The organism is Delftia sp. PE138 (assembly GCF_018320755.1).
In the GTDB taxonomy this organism is placed as follows: Bacteria; Pseudomonadota; Gammaproteobacteria; order Burkholderiales; family Burkholderiaceae_C; genus Comamonas; species Comamonas tsuruhatensis.
In genome coordinates, this window is sequence record NZ_JABEPN010000001.1 from 1,506,583 (window position 1) to 1,528,791 (window position 22,209).

19 protein-coding genes are annotated in these 22,209 nt (G+C 68.0%); 11 read left to right on the plus strand and 8 right to left on the minus strand.

Annotation, left to right across the window (positions count from 1 at the left end; translation table 11 throughout):
* Positions 1-21: 21 nt before the first annotated feature.
* Together HFGMBDPB_RS06800 and HFGMBDPB_RS06805 are read left to right on the plus strand one after the other, a co-directional pair.
* Entirely contained in the window at positions 22-2,247 is a 2,226-nt protein-coding gene (locus HFGMBDPB_RS06800; protein WP_016451913.1) for a TonB-dependent receptor, read from the plus strand.
* A 133-nt stretch (positions 2,248-2,380) separates the two neighbouring features.
* Complete coding sequence (locus tag HFGMBDPB_RS06805) at positions 2,381-3,061, plus strand: Fe2+-dependent dioxygenase (RefSeq protein WP_212645107.1); 681 nt, start codon at positions 2,381-2,383, stop codon at positions 3,059-3,061.
* 24 nt (positions 3,062-3,085) lie between these two features.
* Here HFGMBDPB_RS06805 and HFGMBDPB_RS06810 read toward each other — a convergent pair whose 3' ends face one another.
* From HFGMBDPB_RS06810 to HFGMBDPB_RS29660, 4 genes are all read right to left on the minus strand, one after another.
* Positions 3,086-5,497: a TonB-dependent siderophore receptor gene (locus tag HFGMBDPB_RS06810; protein ID WP_212645108.1), complete on the minus strand. Its 2,412-nt coding sequence runs from the start codon at positions 5,495-5,497 to the stop codon at positions 3,086-3,088.
* 119 nt (positions 5,498-5,616) lie between these two features.
* Positions 5,617-6,687, minus strand: a complete 1,071-nt coding sequence (locus HFGMBDPB_RS06815; protein WP_212645109.1) for a FecR domain-containing protein — start codon at positions 6,685-6,687, stop codon at positions 5,617-5,619.
* Positions 6,687-7,184: a sigma-70 family RNA polymerase sigma factor gene (locus HFGMBDPB_RS06820; protein WP_016451916.1), complete on the minus strand. Its 498-nt coding sequence runs from the start codon at positions 7,182-7,184 to the stop codon at positions 6,687-6,689. Before HFGMBDPB_RS06820 ends, HFGMBDPB_RS06815 begins: the two co-directional genes overlap by 1 nt.
* A gap of 212 nt (positions 7,185-7,396) precedes the next feature.
* The gene (locus HFGMBDPB_RS29660; RefSeq protein ID WP_249343354.1) at positions 7,397-8,923 is read right to left on the minus strand and encodes a pseudouridine synthase; all 1,527 of its coding nucleotides are present in this window, start codon (positions 8,921-8,923) and stop codon (positions 7,397-7,399) included.
* 290 nt (positions 8,924-9,213) lie between these two features.
* On the opposite strand from HFGMBDPB_RS29660, the gene HFGMBDPB_RS06830 reads away from it, so the two are divergent.
* On the plus strand, positions 9,214-9,495 hold the full coding sequence (locus HFGMBDPB_RS06830) for a hypothetical protein (RefSeq protein ID WP_155524836.1): 282 nt from the start codon (positions 9,214-9,216) through the stop codon (positions 9,493-9,495).
* Complete coding sequence (locus HFGMBDPB_RS06835) at positions 9,492-10,031, plus strand: hypothetical protein (RefSeq protein WP_034368690.1); 540 nt, start codon at positions 9,492-9,494, stop codon at positions 10,029-10,031. The genes HFGMBDPB_RS06830 and HFGMBDPB_RS06835 overlap by 4 nt, the downstream gene beginning before the upstream one ends.
* 17 nt (positions 10,032-10,048) lie before the next feature.
* Here the strand turns inward: HFGMBDPB_RS06835 and HFGMBDPB_RS06840 are convergent, their stop codons facing one another.
* A complete protein-coding gene (locus tag HFGMBDPB_RS06840; RefSeq protein ID WP_203400034.1) occupies positions 10,049-10,915 on the minus strand; it encodes an IclR family transcriptional regulator in 867 nt (288 codons plus the stop codon).
* A gap of 57 nt (positions 10,916-10,972) precedes the next feature.
* On the opposite strand from HFGMBDPB_RS06840, the gene HFGMBDPB_RS06845 reads away from it, so the two are divergent.
* The 3 genes from HFGMBDPB_RS06845 to HFGMBDPB_RS06855 are packed head-to-tail and all read left to right on the plus strand — an operon-like array spanning position 10,973 to position 14,363.
* Positions 10,973-12,142, plus strand: coding sequence for an acyl-CoA dehydrogenase family protein (locus HFGMBDPB_RS06845; RefSeq protein WP_203400035.1), 1,170 nt, complete (start codon positions 10,973-10,975; stop codon positions 12,140-12,142).
* 14 nt (positions 12,143-12,156) lie between these two features.
* Positions 12,157-13,155, plus strand: a complete 999-nt coding sequence (locus HFGMBDPB_RS06850) for a Bug family tripartite tricarboxylate transporter substrate binding protein (protein WP_126311341.1) — start codon at positions 12,157-12,159, stop codon at positions 13,153-13,155.
* On the plus strand, positions 13,155-14,363 hold the full coding sequence (locus HFGMBDPB_RS06855) for a CaiB/BaiF CoA transferase family protein (RefSeq protein ID WP_212645110.1): 1,209 nt from the start codon (positions 13,155-13,157) through the stop codon (positions 14,361-14,363). Before HFGMBDPB_RS06850 ends, HFGMBDPB_RS06855 begins: the two co-directional genes overlap by 1 nt.
* A gap of 18 nt (positions 14,364-14,381) precedes the next feature.
* On the opposite strand, the gene HFGMBDPB_RS06860 is transcribed toward HFGMBDPB_RS06855, so the two are convergent.
* From HFGMBDPB_RS06860 to HFGMBDPB_RS06870, 3 genes are all read right to left on the minus strand, one after another.
* Positions 14,382-15,296, minus strand: a complete 915-nt coding sequence (locus HFGMBDPB_RS06860) for a nucleotidyl transferase AbiEii/AbiGii toxin family protein (protein ID WP_126311252.1) — start codon at positions 15,294-15,296, stop codon at positions 14,382-14,384.
* Positions 15,293-16,030, minus strand: a complete 738-nt coding sequence (locus HFGMBDPB_RS06865; RefSeq protein ID WP_016446591.1) for a type IV toxin-antitoxin system AbiEi family antitoxin — start codon at positions 16,028-16,030, stop codon at positions 15,293-15,295. The genes HFGMBDPB_RS06860 and HFGMBDPB_RS06865 overlap by 4 nt, the downstream gene beginning before the upstream one ends.
* A gap of 160 nt (positions 16,031-16,190) precedes the next feature.
* Complete coding sequence (locus tag HFGMBDPB_RS06870) at positions 16,191-16,919, minus strand: Crp/Fnr family transcriptional regulator (protein ID WP_016446592.1); 729 nt, start codon at positions 16,917-16,919, stop codon at positions 16,191-16,193.
* 320 nt (positions 16,920-17,239) lie between these two features.
* Here HFGMBDPB_RS06870 and HFGMBDPB_RS06875 point away from each other — a divergent pair, with 320 nt between their 5' ends.
* Genes HFGMBDPB_RS06875 through HFGMBDPB_RS06890 form a run of 4 tightly spaced genes read left to right on the plus strand, consistent with a single transcriptional unit; the run spans position 17,240 to position 22,006 of the window.
* Entirely contained in the window at positions 17,240-19,177 is a 1,938-nt protein-coding gene (locus HFGMBDPB_RS06875; protein ID WP_017405426.1) for an AMP-dependent synthetase/ligase, read from the plus strand.
* A gap of 14 nt (positions 19,178-19,191) precedes the next feature.
* Complete coding sequence (locus HFGMBDPB_RS06880; RefSeq protein WP_012203089.1) at positions 19,192-19,977, plus strand: ABC transporter ATP-binding protein; 786 nt, start codon at positions 19,192-19,194, stop codon at positions 19,975-19,977.
* A 10-nt stretch (positions 19,978-19,987) separates the two neighbouring features.
* The gene (locus HFGMBDPB_RS06885; protein ID WP_016446594.1) at positions 19,988-20,917 is read left to right on the plus strand and encodes a branched-chain amino acid ABC transporter permease; all 930 of its coding nucleotides are present in this window, start codon (positions 19,988-19,990) and stop codon (positions 20,915-20,917) included.
* Between the two features lie 24 nt (positions 20,918-20,941).
* On the plus strand, positions 20,942-22,006 hold the full coding sequence (locus tag HFGMBDPB_RS06890; protein WP_016446595.1) for a branched-chain amino acid ABC transporter permease: 1,065 nt from the start codon (positions 20,942-20,944) through the stop codon (positions 22,004-22,006).
* Positions 22,007-22,209: the final 203 nt, after the last annotated feature.

Here is a 22,209-nt window from a genome sequence, read left to right on the forward strand (position 1 = left end):
CGGGCTTTCATCGGAGTGAACATGAGCAAAATCCAACAAATCCTCCCCCCCGCGAACCTCACCCAGCTGGCCCTTGCCGCTGCCCTGTGCCTTGCTGGCACCCCGGCCTTTGCGCAGGCCAGCACCACGCTGGGCACCGTGAACGTGACGTCTTCGACCGAAGCGCCCGTCAAGACCGACAACGCCTCCTCGGCCAAGTTCACGGCCCCGCTGGTGGACACGCCCAAGACGGTGCAGGTCATCAACGAGGAAATCATCAAGCAGACCGGCGCGACCAGCCTGCAGGAAGCCCTGCGGTCCACGCCCGGCATCACCTTCGGCAACGGCGAAGGCGGCAACCCCTCGGGTGACCAGCCCTTCATCCGCGGCATGGATGCCCAGGCCAGCACCTTCGTGGACGGCATGCGCGACATCGCGGCCGGTACGCGCGAAGTGTTCAACCTGGAATCGGTGGAGGTCATCAAGGGTGCCGATTCGGCCTATGCCGGCCGCGGCGGCGCTGGCGGCTCCATCAACCTGGTGACCAAGAAGGCCAGGAACGAGAACTTCATCAGCGGCGACGTGGGCCTGGGCACGGACAGCTACCGGCGCGCCACCATCGACGCCAACCGCGTGCTGGGCGAAGGCGTGGGCCTGCGCCTGAACGCCATGGTGCACGACGCCGACGTTCCCGGCCGCAGCGGCCCCGAGAACAAGCGCTGGGGCATCGCCCCCACGGTGACCTTCGGCATGGGCACGCCCACCGAGGTATCGCTGTCCTGGCAGCACCTGCAGACCGACAACATTCCCGATGGCGGCGTGCCCTACCTGTACACCAGCACGGCGGCCGCCGGCCTGCCCGGCGGCAGCGTGGTGCGTCCCACCTACGGCAGCAACCGCGACAACTGGTACGGCCTGACCAGCCGCGACTACGAGAAGGAAAAGAGCGACCTGTTCACGGCCACCGTCGAGCACAAGTTCACCGACACGAACAAGTTCCGCAACAGCCTGCGCTACAGCAAGTCCGAACAGGACTACCTGTGGACCCAGCCCGACGACAGCAAGGGCAATGCCATCAACGGCTATGTGTTTCGCCGCGGCAATGCGCGCGTGGCCGACATCAAGACGCTGCAGAACCTGTCGGAATTCACGGGCAAGGCACAGACCGGCAGCGTGGGCCACAGCTACGCCTTCGGCCTGGAGTTGTCCAAGGAAAAGGCCGAGTCCCGCACCGCCGCGCTGCAGACCACCAACACCACCTGCACGGCCGCCAGCCTGTGGTGCGCCTCGCTGAACAACCCGGACAGCAGCCCGCTGTGGAACCTGCCCGTGACCCTGGGCGACCCCAGCCACAACAAGATCGACACCGTGGCGCTGTACGGCTTCGACACGCTCAAGTTCAACGACCGGTGGCTGCTCAACGCCGGCCTGCGCCTGGACCACTACAAGCTCAGCGCCTCCGGCCCCGCCGGCCGCAACACGCCGGCCTATGACCTGAGCCGTTCGGACACGCTTTTCAACTACCAGCTGGGCCTGGTCTACAAGCCGGCCACCAACGGCAGCATCTACGCCAGCCTCGGCACCTCCTCGCGCCCCGGCGGCTCCATGCTGGGCAACGGCAACGAGGACCTGGGCATCTCCACCGACCAGCTGGCCAACCTGGCGCCCGAGAAGACCCGCTCGCTCGAGCTGGGCACCAAGTGGGACCTGATGGAAAAGCGCCTGGCGCTGACCGCCGCGCTGTTCCGCAACGACGTGACCAATGCGCGCATCACCGAAAACGGCGTCACCTACATGGGCGGCAACAAGGTGGTCAACGGCGTGGAGCTGGGCTTCACGGGCAGCGTGCTGCCGGGCCTGAGCGTCTTCGGCGGCTACACCTACATGGACAGCGAGCAGAAGAACGCAGGCGCAGGCAACGTGGCCAACGGCCAGCCCTTCCCCAACACGCCCAAGCACAGCTTCAGCCTGTGGACCAGCTACAAGCCCATGGCCAAGCTGACCGTGGGCCTGGGCATCTACGCCCAGAGCAGCGTGAACCAGAGCTACATCCGCTCCACCGTGGATGGCGGCATCGTCACCAAGGGCGCCAGCGGCTATGCACGCTACGACGCCATGGTGGCCTACCAGATCGACCGCAACCTGACCGTGCAGCTGAACCTGTACAACCTGGGCGACAAGGTCTACTACAGCGGCGTGCGTTCGCCCCACTACGCGACCATGGCGGCAGGCCGCTCGGCCGTGGCATCGCTCAAGTGGACGTACTGATCTGCTGATCGCCCCGGGCGAACGCGCAGCGGCTTGACGCTGCGCAGATCACCGCAAAGCCCCGCAGGCCATCGCCGCCTGCGGGGCTTTTTTGCGGGACACTCATTGATTCCGCCCTTGAGGACCGCCTGCCATGATGCTCCGCATACCCGCCCTGCTCAGCCCCGACGAAGTGCGCCAGTGCCGCCAGGCGCTGGAGCAGGCCCCGTGGCAGGACGGCCGCGCCACGGCCGGCCCCCTGTCGGCCCAGGTCAAGGCCAACCTGCAGCTGCCGCTGGACAGCCAGGCCGGCCAGGCGATAGGCAACCTCATCCTCGACAGGCTGGGGGCCAGCGCGCTGTTCATGTCGGCCACGCTGCCGCTGAAGGTGCTGCCGCCGCGCTTCAACCGCTACGAAGGCGGCGGCACCTACGGCAACCACATAGACAATGCCATCTTCACCATCCCCGGCACGGCCATCAAGGTGCGCAGCGATGTCTCCACCACCGTATTCCTCAGCGAGCCCGACGAATACGAAGGCGGCGAGCTGGTCGTGGAAGACACCTTCGGCCACCAGAGCGTGAAGCTGGCCGCAGGCGACGCCATCGTCTACCCCGGCACCAGCCTGCACCGCGTCAACCCCGTCACGCGCGGCACGCGCTACGCCAGCTTCTTCTGGACCCACAGCCTCGTGGCCTCGGACGAGAAGCGCCGCCTCCTGTTCGACCTGGACCAGCAGATCCAGCAGTTGACGCTGCGCCACCCGGGCGACCCCGCCCTATCCGCGCTGTCCGGCACGTACCACAACCTGTTGCGGATGTGGTCGCAGGCCTAGTGGCACAGCCGCCAGGCAGCCGCATCAGAACCTGTAGCGGGCCGTGACCAGCACATTGCGCGGATCGCCATACACGCCCGTGCCGTACGAACCCAGGCCCGGCATATAGGTCTTGTCGAACAGGTTGTTGACGTTCAGCGTCACCGACCACTGGCGGTCCACGTCGTAGCGCGCCATCAGGCCCACCAGCGCATAGGCACGCTGGTCGGCGCGCGCGTAGGGAGCGGCGGACTGCTGGTAGTAGGTCAGGCTCTGCCAGGCCAGCGACCCGCCCACGGTCCACTGCGGGTTGAGACGGTAGCTGGTGCTGAGCTTGAACAGGTGGCGCGGCTGGTTCGTGTTGACCGCGCTGAGGATCACGTCGGGCTGGGCCGGCGCACGCGAAGTGCGGTAGGTGTAGCCGCCGTAGATGTTCCAGGCCGGCGTGATGCTGCCCGACACTTCCATCTCCAGGCCCTTGCTGGCCACGCCGTCGATGGCCGCATAGACCTCTTCCCCGGATTGCGGGTTGGCGCTGACGTACTGCGCGGCATTGCGCTGCTGGATGTGGAACAGCGCCAGCGAGGCGTTGAGCCGGCCGTCCAGGAACTCGCCCTTGACGCCCACTTCGCGGCTGCGGCCCGTGAGCGGCGGCAGCGGGCTGCCGGCAGCGTCCTTGTAGTAGGTCTGCGGATTGAAGATATCGGTCTGGCTGGCGTACAGCGACAGCTGGCGGTTCAGGTCATACACCACGCCCGCATAGGGCACGGTCTTGTGCGCCACGCGCAGCGCGTTGTTCACGACGTAGCTTCCGTTCAGGCCCGTGGTGTCGTCCAGCATGTCGTACCAGCTCACGCGCGCACCCAGGATCACCGACAGATCGTCCGTGGGCCGCAGGCGCGCGGCGCCGAAGACACCCTTTTCCACGATGCGCGTCATGCGGTGGTTGCGCAGCTGGAAATCGGGCCGGGGCACCTGGCCGTCCCACTCGAAGTAGTTGCCCACGGGGCCGTAGGCATTGCTGTAGCCGGGCGCATGGCGGCGCTGGCGCGACCAGCTGGCGCCGAACGACAGCTCATGCTCGCGCCCGAACAGCTGCAACGGCCCGGACAGCGCCGCATTCACGGCCTGCGTGGTGGCATCGGTGGGAATCTTGTTGGACAGCATGTTGATGCCCAGGCCGCTGACCGGGTCCACCATGCCGTGGGCTGCCACGCCGACCTCCACGTCGCGCGACTGGCGCAGCCGGCTGGCAGACAGGTCCATCTTCCAGCCATTGCCGAAGCTGTGCTTGAGTTCGGCAAACACGTTGGTGCTGTCGTTGTCCCAGTACGACCAGCGCGCCGCAGGGTTGAGCGAGGTGGGGAAATGCGTGCGGCTGCCATCCTTGAAGAACAGCGGGATGTGGCCGAAGCTGGCCCCGTCGGCGCGCGTCTGCATGTGGTCAATGCCCAGGCTGGCCACGGTGCCCGGGCCCAGGTCGGCCTCGATGATGCCGTACAGGCTGCGCACGTTGCGGCTGTAGTCGTCCACATGGGACCTGGCGTTCTGCGCCACGGCCACCACGCGGGCGCGCACGCGGCCGTCTTCGGTCAACGGTGCGGAGATGTCGCCCACGCCGCGCAACCGGTCATGGCTGCCGATGGCCGCCTCGGCCGAGGCCTGGAAGGTCTTGGTGGGCCGCTTGCGCACCAGATTGACCACGGCCGACGGATAGCCCGCGCCCGTGAGCAGGCCTGTGGCGCCCTTGACCACCTCCACGCGGTCATAGATGGCGCTGTCGGCCAGCGAGGTGGTGTACTGGTTGGCCGAGTCCATGGTGTTGGGCACGCCGTCGAACTGGAAATTCTCGATGGCATAGCCGCGTGAGTAGAAGGTGGTGCGCTCGCTGTCGTTGCGGCCCACGGTGATGCCGGGCGTCTTCTCCAGCACCTCGGGCAGGCTGGTCAGGCCCTGGTCGTCCATCAGCTGGCGCGTGACCACGCTGACCGACTGCGGCGTCTCGCGCTGCGACAGGCCCAGCCGTGTGGCCGTGCTGGACTGGCGCGTGGCGTAGGAGCCCGTGCCTTCGGAGACCGCGCTGCGCTCGGCAGCGGCCGTCACGTTGACCGTGGCCAGCGTGGCACCGGCGGCCGCCACGGGCGCCACCTGCTCCACGCGCCGCAGCGCATAGCCGCCGCCGGCCTGGCGCACGGCCTGCCAGGCGGTGCCGGCCAGCAGCGCCTCGAAGGCAGCCTCCACCGTGTAGCTGCCGCGCAGTCCCGCGCTGCGCTGTCCGGCCGTCTGCTCGGCCGTGAAGATCAGGGCCACGCCGGCCTGGGCGGCCGTGCTGCGCAAGGCGGCATCCAGCGGGCCGGCAGCGACGTCATAGCTGCGCTGGGCCTGGGCCAGCACGGCGGCGGGCATGAGCGCGATGGCCAGCGCCAGCGCGGGGCGGGGCATGAAAAGGGGTTGCATGGTCCTGGGTTCTCCCTGTGTTCCGATATCGAAAATCAAAGCTCTCGGAAACAAGGAAGCGCGGCGCGGGAAATCGGGTCACCCCCGGCGCAAAAAAAGCGAAAAGGAAGAAAAAAGCCTCAGCCGCGCACCTGCGCAGGCTCCACCACCACCCACCAGCGCGTGCGCCAGCGCAGCTGCACGGGCAGAGCACCGGGCAGCATGGCCAGCACGGCGTCCGTGCCGTCGATGCCGCCTTCGTCCAGCGGGAACACGCCTGAGAACCGCAGCCCGGCCACGGCCGGATCGGCATGCAGCCAGCCGGGGCGGTAGCGGTTGAGCTCGGCCAGGAAGTCGTCCAGGCGCTGGTTGTCCACCCACAATTGGCCCCGGCTCCAGGCGTCATCCGCAGGGCCGGCCGGCTGCACCGTGCCCCAGCCCGTGCGCGTGAAGTCCATGGCCTCGCCCGCCTGCAGGCGCCGTGCGGTTGCGCCTGTACCGGCCGGGCGCAGCTCCACGGCGCCCTCGAACACCGCCACGCGCGCACCTGCCTGGTTGCTGCGCACCATGAAGCGCGTGCCCAGGGCGCGCACGCGGCCGTGGGCGGTCTCCACCACAAAGGGCAGATCGCCCAACGTTCCTGCGGGATGGCCGGTGGTGAACAGCGCCTCGCCGGCCAGCAGGCGCAGCCGGCGCTCGCTGCCGTCGAACTGCAAGGCCACGGCGCTGCCGGGGCCCAGCAGCATGTCCGTGCCGTCGGGCAGGCTCCAGCGGCGGCGCTGCGTGCCGGTGGAGTAGTCGGCCGCCATCTGCTGCCACTGCGGCGGGCGGCTGGCCAGCCAGCCCGCGCCCACCGCCGTGCCCAGGCCCGCGAACAGGCCCAGCAGGCGCCGCCGCGCAGCCCGGGGAGCGGCGGACAGGCCGCGATAGCCCGCGCCACCGGCGTTGAGCCCCGTCAGCGCGCCCGTGACGGCCTGCAGATGGGCCCAGGCGCGGCCATGGTCGGCGTCTTCATCGAGCCAGCGCTGCCAGCGCGCCCGGTCGGCGGCCGAGGCCTGGCCCGATTGCAGCAGCGCAAACCAGCCGGCAGCCGCCCGCGCCACGCCGGCCGGCAAGGGCCGGCCCAGCGCCTGGGGCGCCTGGATACTGCTGCCGGGTAGCGGCGTGGCGCTGGACAGGCGCCGAGGATCGGAAGGAGGCACCGGCGCCATCAGGACAGCGCCAGCACGAAGCAGCGCTCATAGCCCTGGGCCAGGTAGCGCTTGACGCTGGTCATGGACACGCCCAGGCGCGTGGCGATGTCCGCATAGCTCAGGCCTTCGAGGTGGGCCAGCAGGAAGGCCTCGCGCACCTTGGGCGCCAGCGCGTCCAGCGCCTGGTCCACGGCCTGCAGTGATTCGAGCGCGATCAGCCGCTCCTCGGGCGAGGGAGCCAGCTCGGCCGGCAGCAGGGCCAGGGTGTCGAGATAGGCGCGCTCCAGCAGCCGGCGCCGGTGCTGGCGGATCACAAGATGGCGGGCCACGGTGGCCAGGAAGGGGCGCGGCTGCTCGATGCGGCCGGCCATGCCCGAGGTGATCACGTTGACGAAAGTGTCGTGCGCGATATCGGAAGCCTCGAACACATTGCCCAGCCTGTGGCGCAGCCAGCCTTGCAGCCAGCCGTGGTGTTCGACATAGAGGGTGTGTACAGGATCGGCCGGTGCGCGCATGAAAAGACGGACGCGCCCCGGACTGGCGTGCCGCAGCGCTGAAGCTCGTTTGAGAATGGTTCGCATTCTAAACACGAGCTGTGCGCTCACTGAAACCGGCGCGGCCCAAGACCAGAGACACCAAGCAAGGGCCGCCCCGCCGCGAGGGTGTCGTCCCCCTCCCCCGCGAAGCGGGTAGAGAGGGGGAAGCGGCGCAAGCCGCTCAGGGGGTGCTAAAAGCCTTCGTGTGCACCCAGATAGCGCCACTGGCCCACAGGCAGGTTGCCCAGCGTCACGCGGCCGATGCGGATGCGCTTGAGGCCCACCACGCGCAGGCCCACCAGTTCGCACATGCGGCGGATCTGGCGCTTCTTGCCTTCGGTCAGCACGAAGCGCAGCTGCTCGGGGTTCTGCCAGTCCACCTTGGCGGGCTTGAGTTCCTCGCCGTCCAGCGACAGGCCATGGCACAGGCGTGCCAGCTGCTCGGCCGGGAACACGGATTGCACGTCGATGTCGCGGTCGCCGTAGGTCACGCGTACCAGGTACTCCTTGTCCATCTCCGAGTCTTCGCCAATGATCTGGCGCGCCACGCGGCCGTCCTGGGTCATGACCAGCAGGCCCACGGAGTCGATGTCCAGCCGGCCGCAGGGCGCCAGGCCCTTGAGCTGCGCGAAGTTGAAGCGCGTGCGGCTGGTGTCCTGGTTCCAGTGGTTCTGGGGAGTGACAAGGACCACGGCGGGCTCGTGGCCATCCTCGGCCTGTCCGCTGACGTAGCCCATGGGCTTGTGGATCAGGATGGTGACCTGCTGGTCCTGGCGGTCACGTGCCTCGCGCTCGACCGTGATGCGGTCGGCGGCCACCACGTTCTGGCCCATGACGGCGAGTTCGCCGTTGACGCGGACCCAGCCCTTGTCCACCCACTCGTCGGCCTCGCGGCGCGAGCACAGGCCCATGTCGGCCAGGCGCTTGTTGATGCGCACGGCGCCCGGAACCTGCTCCTGCACGGGCGCGGGGGCACGCTTGACGGGAATCTCGCGGCTGGCGCCACCGTCGGCGGGACGGTAGGTGCGGATGCCGCTGAGCGGACGGTAGGCGGGTTCGGCCTGGGCCGGCGCATCGCGGCGCGGGCCGCGGGCGTCATCACGGCGGGGGCCCCGGGCGTCGTCACGGGGGCGATCACGGAAGCCGCCCTCCCGGGGGCCGTCACGGGGGCCGTCGCGTTGCCCATCACGCGGACGCTCGTCGCGCTGGCCATAGGGCCGGTCGCGGCGATCATCCGGGCGGGGCGGACGCGGGGGACGGGAGTCGCGCATGTCGCCCGCATGGCGCGTGTCACGCGCATCACGGGGATCGCGCTGCTCGCGCGGGGCACGGTTTTCGCCGCCGCCCTGGCCACGCCAGTCGCCACGCGGCTGGGAACGGTCCAGGTCCTCGGCACGGCCGAAACCGCTGCTGCGCGGGCGCTGATCACGGGCGTCGCCGCGGGGTGCCGCATCACGGGCATCGCCGCGAGGGCCTGCATCACGGCGGTCGGAGCGCTCGTAGCGTTCATTGCGCCCGCCGCGTTCATTGCGGTCATTGCGGTCGTTGCGCGGGCCGCGTGCGCCCGCAGATCTGCCTGCGCCACCAGAGGGGCGGCGGGCATCGCCAGCCGGCTCGGCCTGTGGCTTTTCGGGGCGGCGCAGCACAGGGCGCGCGGAGGGCGCTGCCGCCTCGTCGGCGCCGGGCCGGGACGGTTTGGAAGAAGTAGGGGATGACATTAGGCCGCCATTGTCGCGCGGCACGGCCTGCAGCGGCAGCGCCCTGCGGCCAATACGGGCATTGCGCTCGGCTATCGGCCCCGCGCTGCCCCGCGCTGCCCCGCGCTGCCCCGGCCCGCCGGGACCCCTGCGCGGTCCCGCAGCGAAGCGCCTGCACGAAGGACGGCACACCCGTTGTGCGAGCCCGATTCCCGTCCATGGCAATGCACCTGGCCCCCAGGCCCATCCCATTCGCTGTATCCGTCGCGATATGCATATTCATATGAATCCCCACTGAAAGATGGATCAGGTTGAATCAACTCGCCACGAAAATTCGCCATCCGGCCAATGAGGAAATAACAGCCCATGGCATTGAATATGTAAAAAACTGTATTTCTCACGAGCGCATTCATTCATTTTCCATTGCAAACCAATCCATTGGGCTTGCCATTTCCCATGTATCTCCCCATAGAATGGCGCCCGTCCAGAGACAGGGGCTCTCTTTCGAGACAACAGCCCTGCGCGCAGCGCCCGCTGCGGCATCCAGACCATCACGCCCGGAATCCCGCCTCATTCAACAAGGAAAACCATGAGCGATACACCCAACCTATTGAATTCCATGCCCTTGAAAGAACAATTCAAGGCGCTGCTCATCACCAAAATGGACTTGACGGGAATCGAGTGGTCCGATATGGAGACCGCCATCGGCCCGAATGCCGACAAATACCGTCCGCTGTGGGAGCGCATGGTCAGCGGGAAAAAGGGATTCTTCGCCGCACTCAGTCCCTGCTGGACGGCCATTCCCTTCATGGGCGTGTCCTGGGCCATTGCCCGCCGCGTCTACGCCTATGCCGTGGTGGCCTTCATCACCCTGTTGATCATCAACCTGCTGATGCCCGGCACGGGCGGCGCGGGCCGCGTGCTCGGCATCGCGGTGGCGATTTCCTTCACTGTCAAGCGCACCTACCTGCAGTGGCTGGTCACGCGCGTACAGCAGGTCAACCAGATGGGCCTGGCGGGCGCTGCGCGTGAAGAGGCGCTGCGCCAGATCGGCGGCCTGGACCAGAAGAACGGCTGGATCTCCTTCGGCGTGCTGCTGGCCATCGGCATCGTGCTGGCCGCCTTCTGAAGCGCCAGGCCCGCAGATCAGCGGTCCACGGGCAGCCGGTCGCACAGGGCCACCAACTGCGCCAACTGGGGGCCCACATCCCGGATCAGCGTGCGGGCCGGCATGCGCAGGCCCGGTACGGCGCAGTTGAACAGCAGCCGGCGCGACCCGTAGCGGATGCGCGAGGCCGCGCCCACCGCGCACACGCCCAGGCCGGAGTCGCCCATGTTGACTGCGAAGCCCCGGGCGGCATAGTGCGCCAGGCTTTCGCTGGCGTTGTCCCTGCAGCGCGCGTATTCCTCGGGCCGCTGGCTGCGCACGCGGTCCAGGAAGCGCTGCAGTTCCCCGGCATCGAGCTGGGCAAGCCCTGCCCGGCCCATGGCCGTTTCCAGCACGCCGCGAACCGCGCCCACGCCGGGGCGCTTGAGCGTGCCGCCTTCCCAGGCGCAGGTATCCAGGTAGACCACATCCAGGTCCATGACCACGCCCACCGATACCGCCCCCTTCACGCGGTCGGCCAGGGCCTGCATGGGCAGGCGCAAAGGCCCCAGCAGCGGCGTGTTGATCACATAGGGGTAGCCCAAGGCGACGGCGGCCGGGCCGACGAAGTAGCGGTCCAGCCGCTCGTCATGGTCCAGGTAGCCCATGGTCTGCAGGCTGCGGCACAGCCTGGACACGGTGGGGCGCGGCAGGCCCAGGCGGCGGGCCAGCTCGCTGTTCGCATGCGGGCGCGGGTCGCTGACGAAGCACTGCAGGATCATCAGCCCCTTGGCCAGCGTGCCCGCGAAATACGGGTCCTGCTCGCGGATGCGGCAGACATCCTGCGAGTCCCTGGGTTGGTGGGCAATGGGGGTGTGGGGCACGTAGCGATTGTGCGGACCACGGCCGCAAAGCCGCAACTGCATTTCAATATTTGAAACTGCATTGCAGCCCTGGTGCCCGCGCTTCCTACAGTGCGGCCCATGAGCCAAGCCCCCACCCCCCAACCCGCCGACGCCCGCCTGCAGGCGTTGATCGCAGACATCCGCCATTTCGTGCGCCACCGCTGGCATCCGCTCGAAGAGCAGATCGAGCGCGATGACGAGATCCCGCCCGCCGTGGTCCAGGAGCTGCGCGACAAGGGCTATTTCGGCTGGAGCATTCCCCAGGCCCATGGCGGCCTGGGCCTGAGCACCGAGGAGCTGGTGCGCTGCGCCTTCGAGCTGTCCCAGGCCTCGGTGGCGCTGCGGGCCCGCGTCGGCACCAACACCGGCATTGGCTCGGAAGCCCTCGTGGCCGACGGCACCGAGGCGCAAAAGCAGCGCTGGCTGCCGCGCATGGCGCGCGGCGAGCTCACGGGTTGCCTGGCGCTGACCGAGCCGGACGCGGGCTCGGAGGCGAGCAACATCCAGACCACGGCGCGCCGCGAGGGCGACCACTATGTGCTCAACGGCAGCAAGCGCTTCATCACCAATGCGCCGCTGGCCGATGTGTTCACCGTCATCGCCCGCACCGGCGAAGGCAGCACGGGCAGCGAGGGGCTGACGGCCTTCTTCGTGGAGCGCTCGCCGGGCCTGGTGACAGGCCAGCCCTATCGCAAGATGGGCCAGGCGGGCTCGCCCGTGTCGGACGTGCATTTCCAGGACTGCCGCGTGCCGGCCGACCAGATCATCGGCGGGCGCGAGGGCCAGGGCTTCAAGACCGTGATGAAGGTGCTCAACAAGCAGCGCCTGCACCTGGCCGCGCTGTGCACGGGGCCGGCGATCCGCATGCTGGACCTGGCGCTGGCCCATGTGCGCCAGCGCGAGCAGTTCGGCCAGCCGGTGGCGAACTTCCAGCTGGTGCAGGCCATGCTGGCCGACAGCCGCACCGAGATCTTCGCGGCGCAATCCATGATCCTGGAGGCCGCCCGCGCCCGCGACCGGGGCGAGGACGTGGCGCTGTCCGCCTCCATGTGCAAGTACTTCGCCTCCGAGATGTGCGGCCGCGTGGCCGACCGCGCCGTGCAGATGTTCGGCGGCGCGGGCTATGTGGCCGACTTCAGCCCCATCGAGCGCTACTTCCGCGACGTGCGCCTGTTCCGCCTCTACGAAGGCACCAGCCAGATCCACCAGCTCAACATCGCCAAGCTCATGCTGCGCGAGAGTGCCTGACACCGGAGGCCCCCATGACACGCCCCCTCACCTCGAAGCACCTGGCCACCCTGGGCCTGCTGGCCGCGCTGTGTGCCTGCGCGCAGGCTGCCCAAGCGGCACAGACGGCCCAAGCGGCTTTTCCCGATCGGCCCGTGCGCGTGATCGTTCCCTTTCCCGCAGGCGGCAGCACCGACCTCGTGGCCCGAGCGCTGTCGGTGGAACTGGGCAAGGCCCTGGGACAGCCCGTGGTGGTGGAGAACAAGCCGGGCGCGGGCAGCCTGGTCGGCTCGGAACTCGTGGCCCGCGCCGCGCCCGACGGCTACACCCTGCTCATGGCAGGCCTGAGCAATGTCTTCCTGCCCCATGTGCACGCCAACCTCAAGTGGAATCCGCTGACCGACTACGAGTACATCGGCCTGGTGGCGGACCTGCCCAACGTCATCGCCGTCAACGCCAAGACCCCCTACCGCACGCTGGCCGAACTGGTGGCGGCCGACAAGGCCAGGCCCGGCACGCTGTCCTTCGGCTCGGCCGGCACGGCCACGCCCTCGCACCTGGTCTGCGAGATGGTCAACCACCGGCTCGGCACCAAGATGCAGCACCTGCCCTACAAGGGCAACGCCCCGGCCGTCAACGACCTCATGGCCGGCCACATCCCGGTGATGTGCAACAACCTGGGCGGCACCCTGCCCTACATGCAGGGCGGGCAGATCCGCATCCTGGCGCAGACCGGCAAGAGCCGCTCGCCCGCCGCGCCCGACATTCCCACCTTTGCCGAGCTGGGCGTGGCCGGGCTGGACACCGGCCTGTGGGTGGGCCTGGCCGCGCCCAAGGGCACGCCGCAGCAGATCGTGGCCACGCTCAACCAGGCGCTGGCCAAGGCCATGGCCTTGCCCAAGACACGAGACAAGCTGGCGCGCCTGGGCGCCACGCCGCTGCCCACGCAGGCGGCGGACTTCCACCAGCGCGTGGCCGAAGACCGCCGCGCCTGGGAGCCCGTGCTGAAGAACGTGGACCTGAAAGGCAACTGATGCAGCGCCAAGGCTATCCGCTGGAGGGTGTGCGCATCCTCGACATGGCCACGGTGCTGGCCGCCCCCTTCTCGGCCACCCTGTGCGGCGACCTGGGCGCCGACGTCGTCAAGCTGGAGCTGCCCGGCGGCGGCGACACGCTGCGCAGCCTGGCCCCCGTGCACGACGGCCACGCCGTGTTCTGGAAAACCGCCAACCGGGGCAAGCAGGGCATCTCGCTGGACGTGCGCAAGGCCGAGGGCCGCACGCTGTTCCTGCGGCTGATCGAGGATTTCGACGTGCTCGTGGAAAACTTCCGCACCGGCACGCTGGACCGCTGGGGGCTGGACCTGGCCACCTTGCATGCCCGCAACCCGCGCCTCATCGTGCTGCGCCTGACGGGCTTCGGCCAGACCGGCCCCTATGCGCGCCGGCCGGGCTTTGCGCGCATCTTCGAGGCCATGAGCGGCTTCGCCCACCTCACGGGCGAGGCGGGCGGCCCGCCCCAGCACATGAACTACCCGCTGGGCGATGCCGTGGCCGGGCTGTTCGGCGCCTTCTCCATCGCGGCCGCACTGGCCGAGCGCAATGCACAGCCTCCAGGCGAACGGCGCGGCCTGGAGATCGACCTGTCGGCCACCGAAGCCATGCTGCGCCTGCTGGACCCGCTGGCGGCCGAATTCCAGCTGGGCGGACAGGCGCGCAGCCGCACGGGATCGTGCGCGGGCTACACGGCGCCCTCCAACGTCTACCGCACGCGCGACGGCGCCTGGCTCACCGTGGTCGCCACGGGCGATGCCATCTTCGCGCGCCTGTGCCAGACCATGGACCGCGCCGACCTGGCCGCCGACCCGCGCTTTGCGGACAACGCCGCGCGCATCCGCCACCTGCAGGCACTGGATGCGCTGATCGTGCAATGGTGCGCAGGCCTGGACTGCACCCAGGCCATGGCCGCGCTGGCCGCGCACGACATCCCGTTCAGCAAGGTCTGTTCGGCCCAGGACGTGCTGCAGGACCCGCATTTCGCGTCACGCGGCAGCTTCATCACCCTGCCCGACCCCGACCTGGGCCCCCTCGCCGCCCCCGCCCCCGTGCCACGCTTCACGGGCCGCCAGGCCCCTTCGCCCCGCAGCGGCCCGGCCACAGGCCAGGACAATGCATGCATCTATGCGGCGTTGGGGCTGGATGCGCAGCAGCAGGAGAGGCTGCGGCGCGAGGGCGTGATCTGAAGGTGTGCAGTGCTGGCGTCAGATGGCCAGCCATGCGGCCAGCAGGTCCGCCTGCTCGGCGAACTTGCGGGGATGGGACGTGCGCAGTTGCGCCAGGTTCTGCACCTTCCATCGCACGCCGGGCAGGTGTTCGAGATGGGCGATGTCCAGCGCCGGCCAGTCGGGCGCTCCAGCGGCCAGCGACAGCAAAAAGCGCCGCTCACTGGCATCCAGCCCTTGCTGAAGCTCCCGCAGCAACCGCTCGCGTGCTGCGAGCAGAGATTGCAGCGACACAGGCTCGGCCGTCATGCCCCGGAAGTTGTTTTCGAAATCGTGCCGGACATCACGCAAGGGAGGAAACAGCACTTCGTGCAACGGCCGGTTGCTGCAGGCCAGATAGACCACGAACGCGCGCCGGATGCCAGGAGTGATGCCGCCGTGCGCGAACAGCTGCATCACATCGAACAGATCACGCGGGTGCTGCCGGTCCAGGGCGGCCACAAGCTTGCCGCCGTACACGTCCTCTGCCGAGACCACGGGAATCTCCAGGTCGGCCATCAGCACATCGCGCGCAGCGGGCGTAAGCGATGCCCGCCGTACCGGCAGCACCGTGCCCCGCATGACATAGTTCACTTCGATCTTGACCTGCACGGAACCACGGCGCACCAGCAGCTTGGTCTGGCCCGCTGCAGCCACCGGCGCATGGGTCTGGAAGCCCCGCTTCGTCAGGCGTATAGCCGCTTGCCGGATGGCCTCATTGATCCGTTGTAGCGCCTCGTCGCGCGACGGCCTGTGGTCGGGAAACACCAGGTCCAGATCAACGGACAGACGCGGCATATCGCGCACGAACAGGTTGATCGCGGTTCCGCCCTTCAGCGCGAACGTGTCATCCACAAACACCAGCGGCGCGACCTGTGTCAACAGGCGCGCGGTATCGAGATAGGTCTGGTTCATGGCTTGAGCACCAACAGGCCCTCGGCCGACCGGGACACCCAGGGCCTGTCGCTTCCCGTCGGCAGCGAGGCCGTCTCCAGCCTGGCGACCCAGGGCAGCGCCCCCTCGCGCCCGAGTTGAAGGCACAGGCGCACGGTCTTGACGCTGGTGCAGCGCTGCAGAAGTTCACGCAGCACATCGGCGCGCAGGCTGTACGCGCTCTCCACCAGCTCCCTGGCTTCCTGCAGCGGCTGGCGCACGCCCACATCGCTCAGAAGCTCCAGCAGTGCACGCTCCGGCGCCGAGACCTGGGCGGCACCGCTGCGTTGTTCGAAGGGCCCGACATGCAGCAAGGCACCGGGTTGCTCGTCGAACAGCCTCTTGCGGTGGTATTCAGCGGGAAAACGCTCGGTGAACCATGGCGGCAGCTGCCCGGCGGCCCAGCCATACAGCTGCAGCACCGGCTGCTGCGCCACATACTGGCGCATGCCGTACCAGTCCAGCGCCGACTTGCCCCCCACATGCAGGCCCTCCAGGCGGCGCTGCAGCACGCCCAGGCTCGGATGCAGGGCCAGACTGTCGTTGGGCCGGCAGAAGACCCCCCGCATCAGGCGCTTCAGCCAGCCCGCGCGCACGTAGTGGACAGCCAGGTCTGCGGAGATGCCCAGCCCTGCCAGATCCTGCGAGGTGATGGGTGTGCCCGCAGGCAGCTGCGTGTAGAGCGCGTTTAATTTGCTTGCCCCGGTCGTAGTCATGCTGCGATTCAAGCACTTATTCCAAACACGGGCAACTTTGATATTTCCTTCCAATCGTAGTTCTACTACGATTTTCAATACTTTTCAAAATTTCATGGCGACATGCATCGGTACTGGTCCATGCCGATGGGTACGGCGCCAAAGCGGACGCCGCGCATGCTCAGGCCGCCCGCCGCGCCGTCGCAAACAGCCCGCTGCGCAGCGCTTCCAGGTCGAGCACGCGCAGGCCGCCGTACTCCACGACGATGGCGTTTTCGCGCTGCAGCACGGACAGCGCCTCGTTGACGCGCTGGCGCGACAGGCCCACCAGGTAGGCCAGCTCCTGCTGGGTGATGCGCAGCACCTCGCCCACGCCCGGGTACAGCAGCGGGTGAAAGAGCGCGGCCAGGCTGCGGGCCACGCGCAGGTCGGGGTTGGTGAGGCGGTCGATTTCGCGGGCCGAGATGAACTGGCCCAGGCGCTCGTTGAGCTGGCTCATGACGAAGCGGTTGAAGCCGATGGAGTGGTCCAGCAGCCAGTGGAAGGTGTCGATGGGCAGGCCGGCGACCACGCTTTTTCGGATGGCCTGCACGTTGTAGCGGTAGGGCTCGCGCTTGACGGCCGTGCCCTCGCCGAACCAGCCGCCCGGAGGCAGGCCGGCCAGCGTCATGCTGGCGCCATCGGCGCCATCGGTGTTCATCTTGAGCAGGCCTTCGACCACGCCGAACCAGTAGGTGGGCGCGCGGCCGGTGCGGCAGACGTAGTCGCCGGACTGTGCGTCGCCGACGACCAGCGCCTTGTGCGCGCGCTCGCGCTCGGCGGGCTGGAGCAGGGCCAGCCAGGGAATGCCATCGAGTTCCTCGGGTCGGGGCGCACGGCGGCGCTGGTGCAGTGACAGTTCTTGGCTCATGGAGTCGCGGCGAGGGTGCGCGGATGAATCAACAAAACCACCCAAGCATTGCCCGAGGCCAGTGGCTGGCGTGAGCGGGATTTCCAGAAGGACGGCGACCCGCTGCGAACGGGCTGGAGCGCAAGCCCCCCAACGGGCAATGAGACCGTTTTGGCACCATTTGTTACGGCGCGTTTTCCCGATGATGAGTTTCCCGAAGATTGTCGTCAAACAGACACCGCGGCGTCAAAGCCAGTCCTACGATGCAGTCCAAGCCGGTGGGTCTCAGCCTGGGCATTTGCACCACGCGGCCACCATCCACGAACAACCAAGGACATGGAATGACGACCACGTTCCCGCACCTGCTGCTCCAGCATGCTGCCCAGCGCCCACAGGCACCGGCGCTGCGCGAGAAGGAATACGGCATCTGGCAGACCTGGAGCTGGAGCGAGGCCGCGCAGACCGTGCGCCACATGGCCTGCGGCCTGGCGGCGCTGGGCCTGGCACGCGGCCAGAATCTGGCCTTCATCAGCGACAACCGGCCCCATGTCTACATGGGCTTCCTGGCCGTGCAGGCGCTGGGCGCCGTGCCGATCCCGCTGTACCAGGACGCGGTGGCGGCCGAGATGCGCTTCGTCATCGAGGATGCCGAGATCGACTTCGCCTTCGCCGAGAACCAGGAGCAGGTGGACAAGCTGCTGGAGGTGCGCGAGAGCGTCCGCGGCCTGGGCCACATCATCTATGACGACCCGCGCGGCCTGCGCCACTACGACCAGCCGGGGCTGATCAGCACCGAGGCGCTGCTGCAAAAGGGCAAGGAATGGGAGGCCGCCCACCCGGGCGCCTGGGATGCCATGCTGGCGGCGCTGTCGCCCGACGACGTGTCCGTCATCCTCTACACCTCGGGCACGACGGGCAAGCCCAAGGGCGTGTGCCAGACCCACCGCAGCTTTGGCGAGTCGGCACGCGGCGGTGTGCAGGTGGACCGCCTGGGCCCTGGCGACAACGTGATCTCCTACCTGCCTCCGGCCTGGGTGGGCGACCACCTGTTTTCCTTCGCGCAGTGGCTGGTGGCGGGCTTCACCATCAACTGCCCGGAGTCGGCCTCGACCGTGTCCATCGACCTGCGCGAGATCGGCCCCAGCTACTACTTCGCGCCGCCGCGCATCTTCGAGGGCATGCTGACTTCGGTGTCCATCCGCATGGAGGATGCCGCGCCGTTCAAGCAGTGGATGTACGGCCGCGCCATGGCCGTGGCGCGGCGCGTGGGATCGGACATCCTGGACGGCAAGAAGGTGGGCGCGCTGGACCGCCTGAAGTACGCGCTGGGCGACCTGTGCATCTACGGCCCGCTGCGCAATGCCATGGGCCTGTCGCGCATCCGCGTGGCCTATACGGCGGGCGCGGCCATCGGGCCCGAGCTGTTCCGCTTCTTCCGCTCCATCGGCATCAATCTCAAGCAGCTCTACGGCCAGACCGAGACCTGCGCCTATGTGTGCATACAGCGCGACGGGCAGGTGGAACTGAGCAGCGTGGGCCAGGCCGCACCGGGCATCGAGCTGAAGATCGCCGACAACGGCGAGGTGCTGCTCAAGGGCGTGTCCGTGCTCAAGGAGTACTACAAGCGCCCCGACGCCACGGCCGAGGTGGTGGATGCCGACGGCTGGTTCCACACGGGCGATGCCGGCGTGATCGACGCCAGCGGGCAGCTGCGCATCATCGACCGCGCCAAGGACGTGGGCAAGACCAGCCGGGGTGCCATGTTCGCGCCCAACTACATCGAGAACAAGCTCAAGTTCTTCCCCCAGATCAAGGAGGCCGTGTGCTTCGGCCACGGTCGCGACCAGGTCTGCGCCTTCATCAACATCGACTACGAGGCCGTGGGCAACTGGGCCGAGCGCCAGGGCCTGCCCTACGGCGGCTATGTGGACCTGGCATCGAAGGCCAAGGTGCTGGAGATGGTGGCCGACTGCGTGGCCCAGGTGAACGCCGACCTGGCCGCCGAAGCCGGCATGGCCGACACGCAGGTGGCGCGCTTCCTGGTGCTGCACAAGGAGCTGGACCCCGACGACGACGAGCTGACCCGCACGCGCAAGGTGCGCCGAGGCTTCATCGCCGACAAGTACGGCGTGCTGGTCGATGCGCTGTACACGGGCAAGCGCGAGCAGTTCATCGAGACCCAGGTCAAGTTCGAGGACGGCCGCACCGGCAGCGTCAGCGCCACGCTGTCCATCATCGATGCCAAAACCCATTCGGTGGCTGCCACCGCCAGGGCCTGACCGGAGCCGCTGACATGACCCACAAGAAGATCGGCGATGTCATCCTCGACATCAAGAACATCAGCCTGCGCTTCGGCGGGGTGAAGGCGCTGACGGACATCTCGTTCGATGTGCGCGAGCACGAGATCCGCTCCATCATCGGCCCCAACGGCGCAGGCAAGAGTTCGATGCTCAACTGCATCAACGGCGTGTACACCCCGTCCGAGGGATCGATCACCTTCCGGGGCAAGACCTTCAGCCACATGAACAGCCGCCAGGTGGCCGAGATGGGCGTGGCGCGCACCTTCCAGAACCTGGCGCTGTTCAAGGGCATGAGCGTGATCGACAACATCATGACCGGCCGCAACCTGCAGATCAAAAGCGGCATCCTGATGCAGGCCCTGCGCCTGGGCCCGGCCCAGCGCGAGGAGATCCGCCACCGCGAGTTCGTCGAGCACATCATCGACTTCCTGGAGATCCAGGCCTACCGCAAGACCCCCGTGGGCCAGCTGCCCTACGGTCTGCAAAAGCGCGTGGACCTGGGCCGCGCCCTGGCCATGCAGCCGCAGGTGCTGCTGCTGGACGAGCCCATGGCCGGCATGAACGTGGAGGAAAAGCAGGACATGTGCCGCTTCATCCTCGATGTGAACGACGAGTTCGGCTCCACCATCGTGCTGATCGAGCACGACATGGGCGTGGTCATGGACATCAGCGACCGCGTCGTGGTGCTGGACTACGGCAAGAAGATCGGCGACGGCGCACCCGACGAGGTGCGCCAGAACGAAGACGTGATCCGCGCTTACCTTGGCACAGGCCATTGAGGGGACTGACATGGGATTTTTTCTGGAAACCTTGTTCGGCGGCCTCATGGTGGGCACGCTGTACGCGCTGATCGCCATCGGCTTCGTGCTGATCTTCAAGGCCTCGGGCGTGTTCAACTTCGCCCAGGGCGCGATGGTGCTGTTCTCGGCCCTGGCCATGGCGCGCTTTTCCGAGTGGATCCCGAAGTGGATCGGCATGGAGCCGGGCTGGTTCACCAACCTGCTGGCCATCTGCGTGTCGCTGGCCATCATGGTGGTCGTGGCCTGGGTGATCGAGCGGCTGGCGCTGCGCCACCTGGTCAACCAGGAGCCCATCACGCTCTTGATGGCCACGCTGGGCATCGCCTACCTGCTCGACGGACTGGGCCCGATGATCTTCGGCAGCGCCGTCTACAGCATCAACGTGGGCATGCCCAAGGACCCCATGTTCATCCTCGACGGCCTGTTCGAGGGCGGCGTGCTGCTGAGCCAGGAAGACCTGTATGCGGCCTGCATCGCCGCGCTGCTGGTGGCCGCGCTCAGCGTGTTCTTCCAGAAGACCAAGACCGGCCGCGCGCTGCGCGCCGTGGCCGACGACCACCAGGCGGCGCAGTCCATCGGCATCCCGCTGTCGCGCATCTGGGTCATCGTCTGGTCGGTGGCCGGCGGCGTGGCCCTGGTGGTGGGCATCATCTGGGGCTCCAAGCTGGGCGTGCAGTACTCGCTGTCGCTGGTGGCCCTGAAGGCCCTGCCCGTGGTGATCCTGGGCGGCCTGACCTCGCTGCCCGGCGCCATCATCGGCGGCCTGATCATCGGCGTGGGCGAGAAGCTCTCCGAGGTCTACCTGGGCCCCATGGTCGGCGGCGGCATCGAGACCTGGTTCGCCTACGGCCTGGCCCTGTGCTTCCTGCTCGTGCGGCCCCAGGGGCTGTTCGGCGACAAGATCATCGACCGCGTCTGAGACCGTATACGGAGAACTTGCACCATGTTTTATCGTGAGAACGGTCAATTCAAGACGACCTACGCATCCGACCAGCAGATCTTCGGCGTCGCCCAGGACCGCTGGGCCATCGTGGCGCTGCTGGCCGTCGCCTTCCTGGTGATTCCCTTCAGCGTCAGCGACTACACCTTCCAGGCCGTGCTGATCCCCTTCCTGATCATGTCGCTGGCGGCGCTGGGGCTGAACATCCTGGTCGGCTACTGCGGCCAGATCTCTCTGGGAACGGGCGCCTTCATGGCTGTGGGCGCCTATGCGGCCTACAACCTGCAGGTGCGTTTCGAGGGCATGCCGCTGCTGGTGGCCCTGATCGGTGGCGGCGTGCTGGCCATGGTCTTCGGCGTGATCTTCGGCCTGCCCAGCCTGCGCATCCGCGGCCTGTACCTGGCCGTGGCCACGCTGGCCGCCCAGTTCTTCGTGGACTGGCTGACCAGCCGCGCCGCCTGGGTGACGAACAACTCCTCCTCGGGCTCGGTGAGCGCGGGCCCGCTGTCCATCATGGGCTGGAAGATCGACACGCCCATGGAGAAGTACCTGCTGTGCCTGGGCATCCTGTGCCTGCTGGGCCTGGCGGCCAAGAACCTGGTGCGCGGCGCCATCGGCCGCGAGTGGATGGCCATGCGCGACATGGACGTGGCCGCCAGCGTGATCGGCATCCGCCCGACCTACGCCAAGCTCAGCGCCTTTGCCGTGAGCAGCTTCATCGTCGGCGTGGCCGGCGCGCTGTGGGGCTTCGTACACCTGGGTGCCTGGGAGCCTGCGGCCTTCAGTCTGGACCGCTCGCTGCAGCTGCTGTTCATGATCATCATCGGCGGCCTGGGTTCGGTGGTCGGCAGCATCTTCGGCGCGGCCTTCTTCGTGCTGCTGCCGCTGCTGCTCACCCAGGTGCCTCACTGGCTGGGCCTGCCGCTGTCCACGGCCACGGCGACCTACCTGGAGCACATGATCTTCGGTGCGCTGATCGTGTTCTTCCTGATCGTGGAGCCGCACGGACTCGCGAAGCTGTGGGCAACGGCAAGGCAAAAGCTTCGCGTCTGGCCCTTCCCGCATTGATATGACACCCCCTGAGTCGCTTCGCGCCTTCCCCCTCTCTACTCGCTACGCGAGGGAGGGGGACGACACCCTCGGTGCGGGGCGGCCCTTCCTCGGTGTCCCTGACCTGGGGCTCGCCAGTTCCACAGATGGCGCCAGGAAACATGGAATGTTTGATTCTGATCGAGACAGGGCGCCACAGAGTGCCGGATAACCGGGGAATC

Excerpts from the sequence above, each read along its gene's own strand:
- HFGMBDPB_RS06810 (WP_212645108.1), bottom strand. The coding sequence starts at position 5,497 with ATGCAACCCCTTTTCATGCCCCGCCCCGCGCTGGCGCTGGCCATCGCG.
- HFGMBDPB_RS06820 (WP_016451916.1), bottom strand. The coding sequence starts at position 7,184 with ATGCGCGCACCGGCCGATCCTGTACACACCCTCTATGTCGAACACCAC.
- HFGMBDPB_RS06840 (WP_203400034.1), bottom strand. The coding sequence starts at position 10,915 with ATGCAGTTGCGGCTTTGCGGCCGTGGTCCGCACAATCGCTACGTGCCC.
- HFGMBDPB_RS06855 (WP_212645110.1), top strand. The coding sequence starts at position 13,155 with ATGCAGCGCCAAGGCTATCCGCTGGAGGGTGTGCGCATCCTCGACATG.
- HFGMBDPB_RS06860 (WP_126311252.1), bottom strand. The coding sequence starts at position 15,296 with ATGAACCAGACCTATCTCGATACCGCGCGCCTGTTGACACAGGTCGCG.
- HFGMBDPB_RS06800 (WP_016451913.1), top strand. The coding sequence starts at position 22 with ATGAGCAAAATCCAACAAATCCTCCCCCCCGCGAACCTCACCCAGCTG.
- HFGMBDPB_RS06870 (WP_016446592.1), bottom strand. The coding sequence starts at position 16,919 with ATGAGCCAAGAACTGTCACTGCACCAGCGCCGCCGTGCGCCCCGACCC.
- HFGMBDPB_RS06865 (WP_016446591.1), bottom strand. The coding sequence starts at position 16,030 with ATGACTACGACCGGGGCAAGCAAATTAAACGCGCTCTACACGCAGCTG.
- HFGMBDPB_RS06805 (WP_212645107.1), top strand. The coding sequence starts at position 2,381 with ATGATGCTCCGCATACCCGCCCTGCTCAGCCCCGACGAAGTGCGCCAG.
- HFGMBDPB_RS06815 (WP_212645109.1), bottom strand. The coding sequence starts at position 6,687 with ATGGCGCCGGTGCCTCCTTCCGATCCTCGGCGCCTGTCCAGCGCCACG.
- HFGMBDPB_RS06835 (WP_034368690.1), top strand. The coding sequence starts at position 9,492 with ATGAGCGATACACCCAACCTATTGAATTCCATGCCCTTGAAAGAACAA.
- HFGMBDPB_RS06875 (WP_017405426.1), top strand. The coding sequence starts at position 17,240 with ATGACGACCACGTTCCCGCACCTGCTGCTCCAGCATGCTGCCCAGCGC.
- HFGMBDPB_RS06885 (WP_016446594.1), top strand. The coding sequence starts at position 19,988 with ATGGGATTTTTTCTGGAAACCTTGTTCGGCGGCCTCATGGTGGGCACG.
- HFGMBDPB_RS06850 (WP_126311341.1), top strand. The coding sequence starts at position 12,157 with ATGACACGCCCCCTCACCTCGAAGCACCTGGCCACCCTGGGCCTGCTG.
- HFGMBDPB_RS29660 (WP_249343354.1), bottom strand. The coding sequence starts at position 8,923 with ATGTCATCCCCTACTTCTTCCAAACCGTCCCGGCCCGGCGCCGACGAG.
- HFGMBDPB_RS06890 (WP_016446595.1), top strand. The coding sequence starts at position 20,942 with ATGTTTTATCGTGAGAACGGTCAATTCAAGACGACCTACGCATCCGAC.
- HFGMBDPB_RS06845 (WP_203400035.1), top strand. The coding sequence starts at position 10,973 with ATGAGCCAAGCCCCCACCCCCCAACCCGCCGACGCCCGCCTGCAGGCG.
- HFGMBDPB_RS06880 (WP_012203089.1), top strand. The coding sequence starts at position 19,192 with ATGACCCACAAGAAGATCGGCGATGTCATCCTCGACATCAAGAACATC.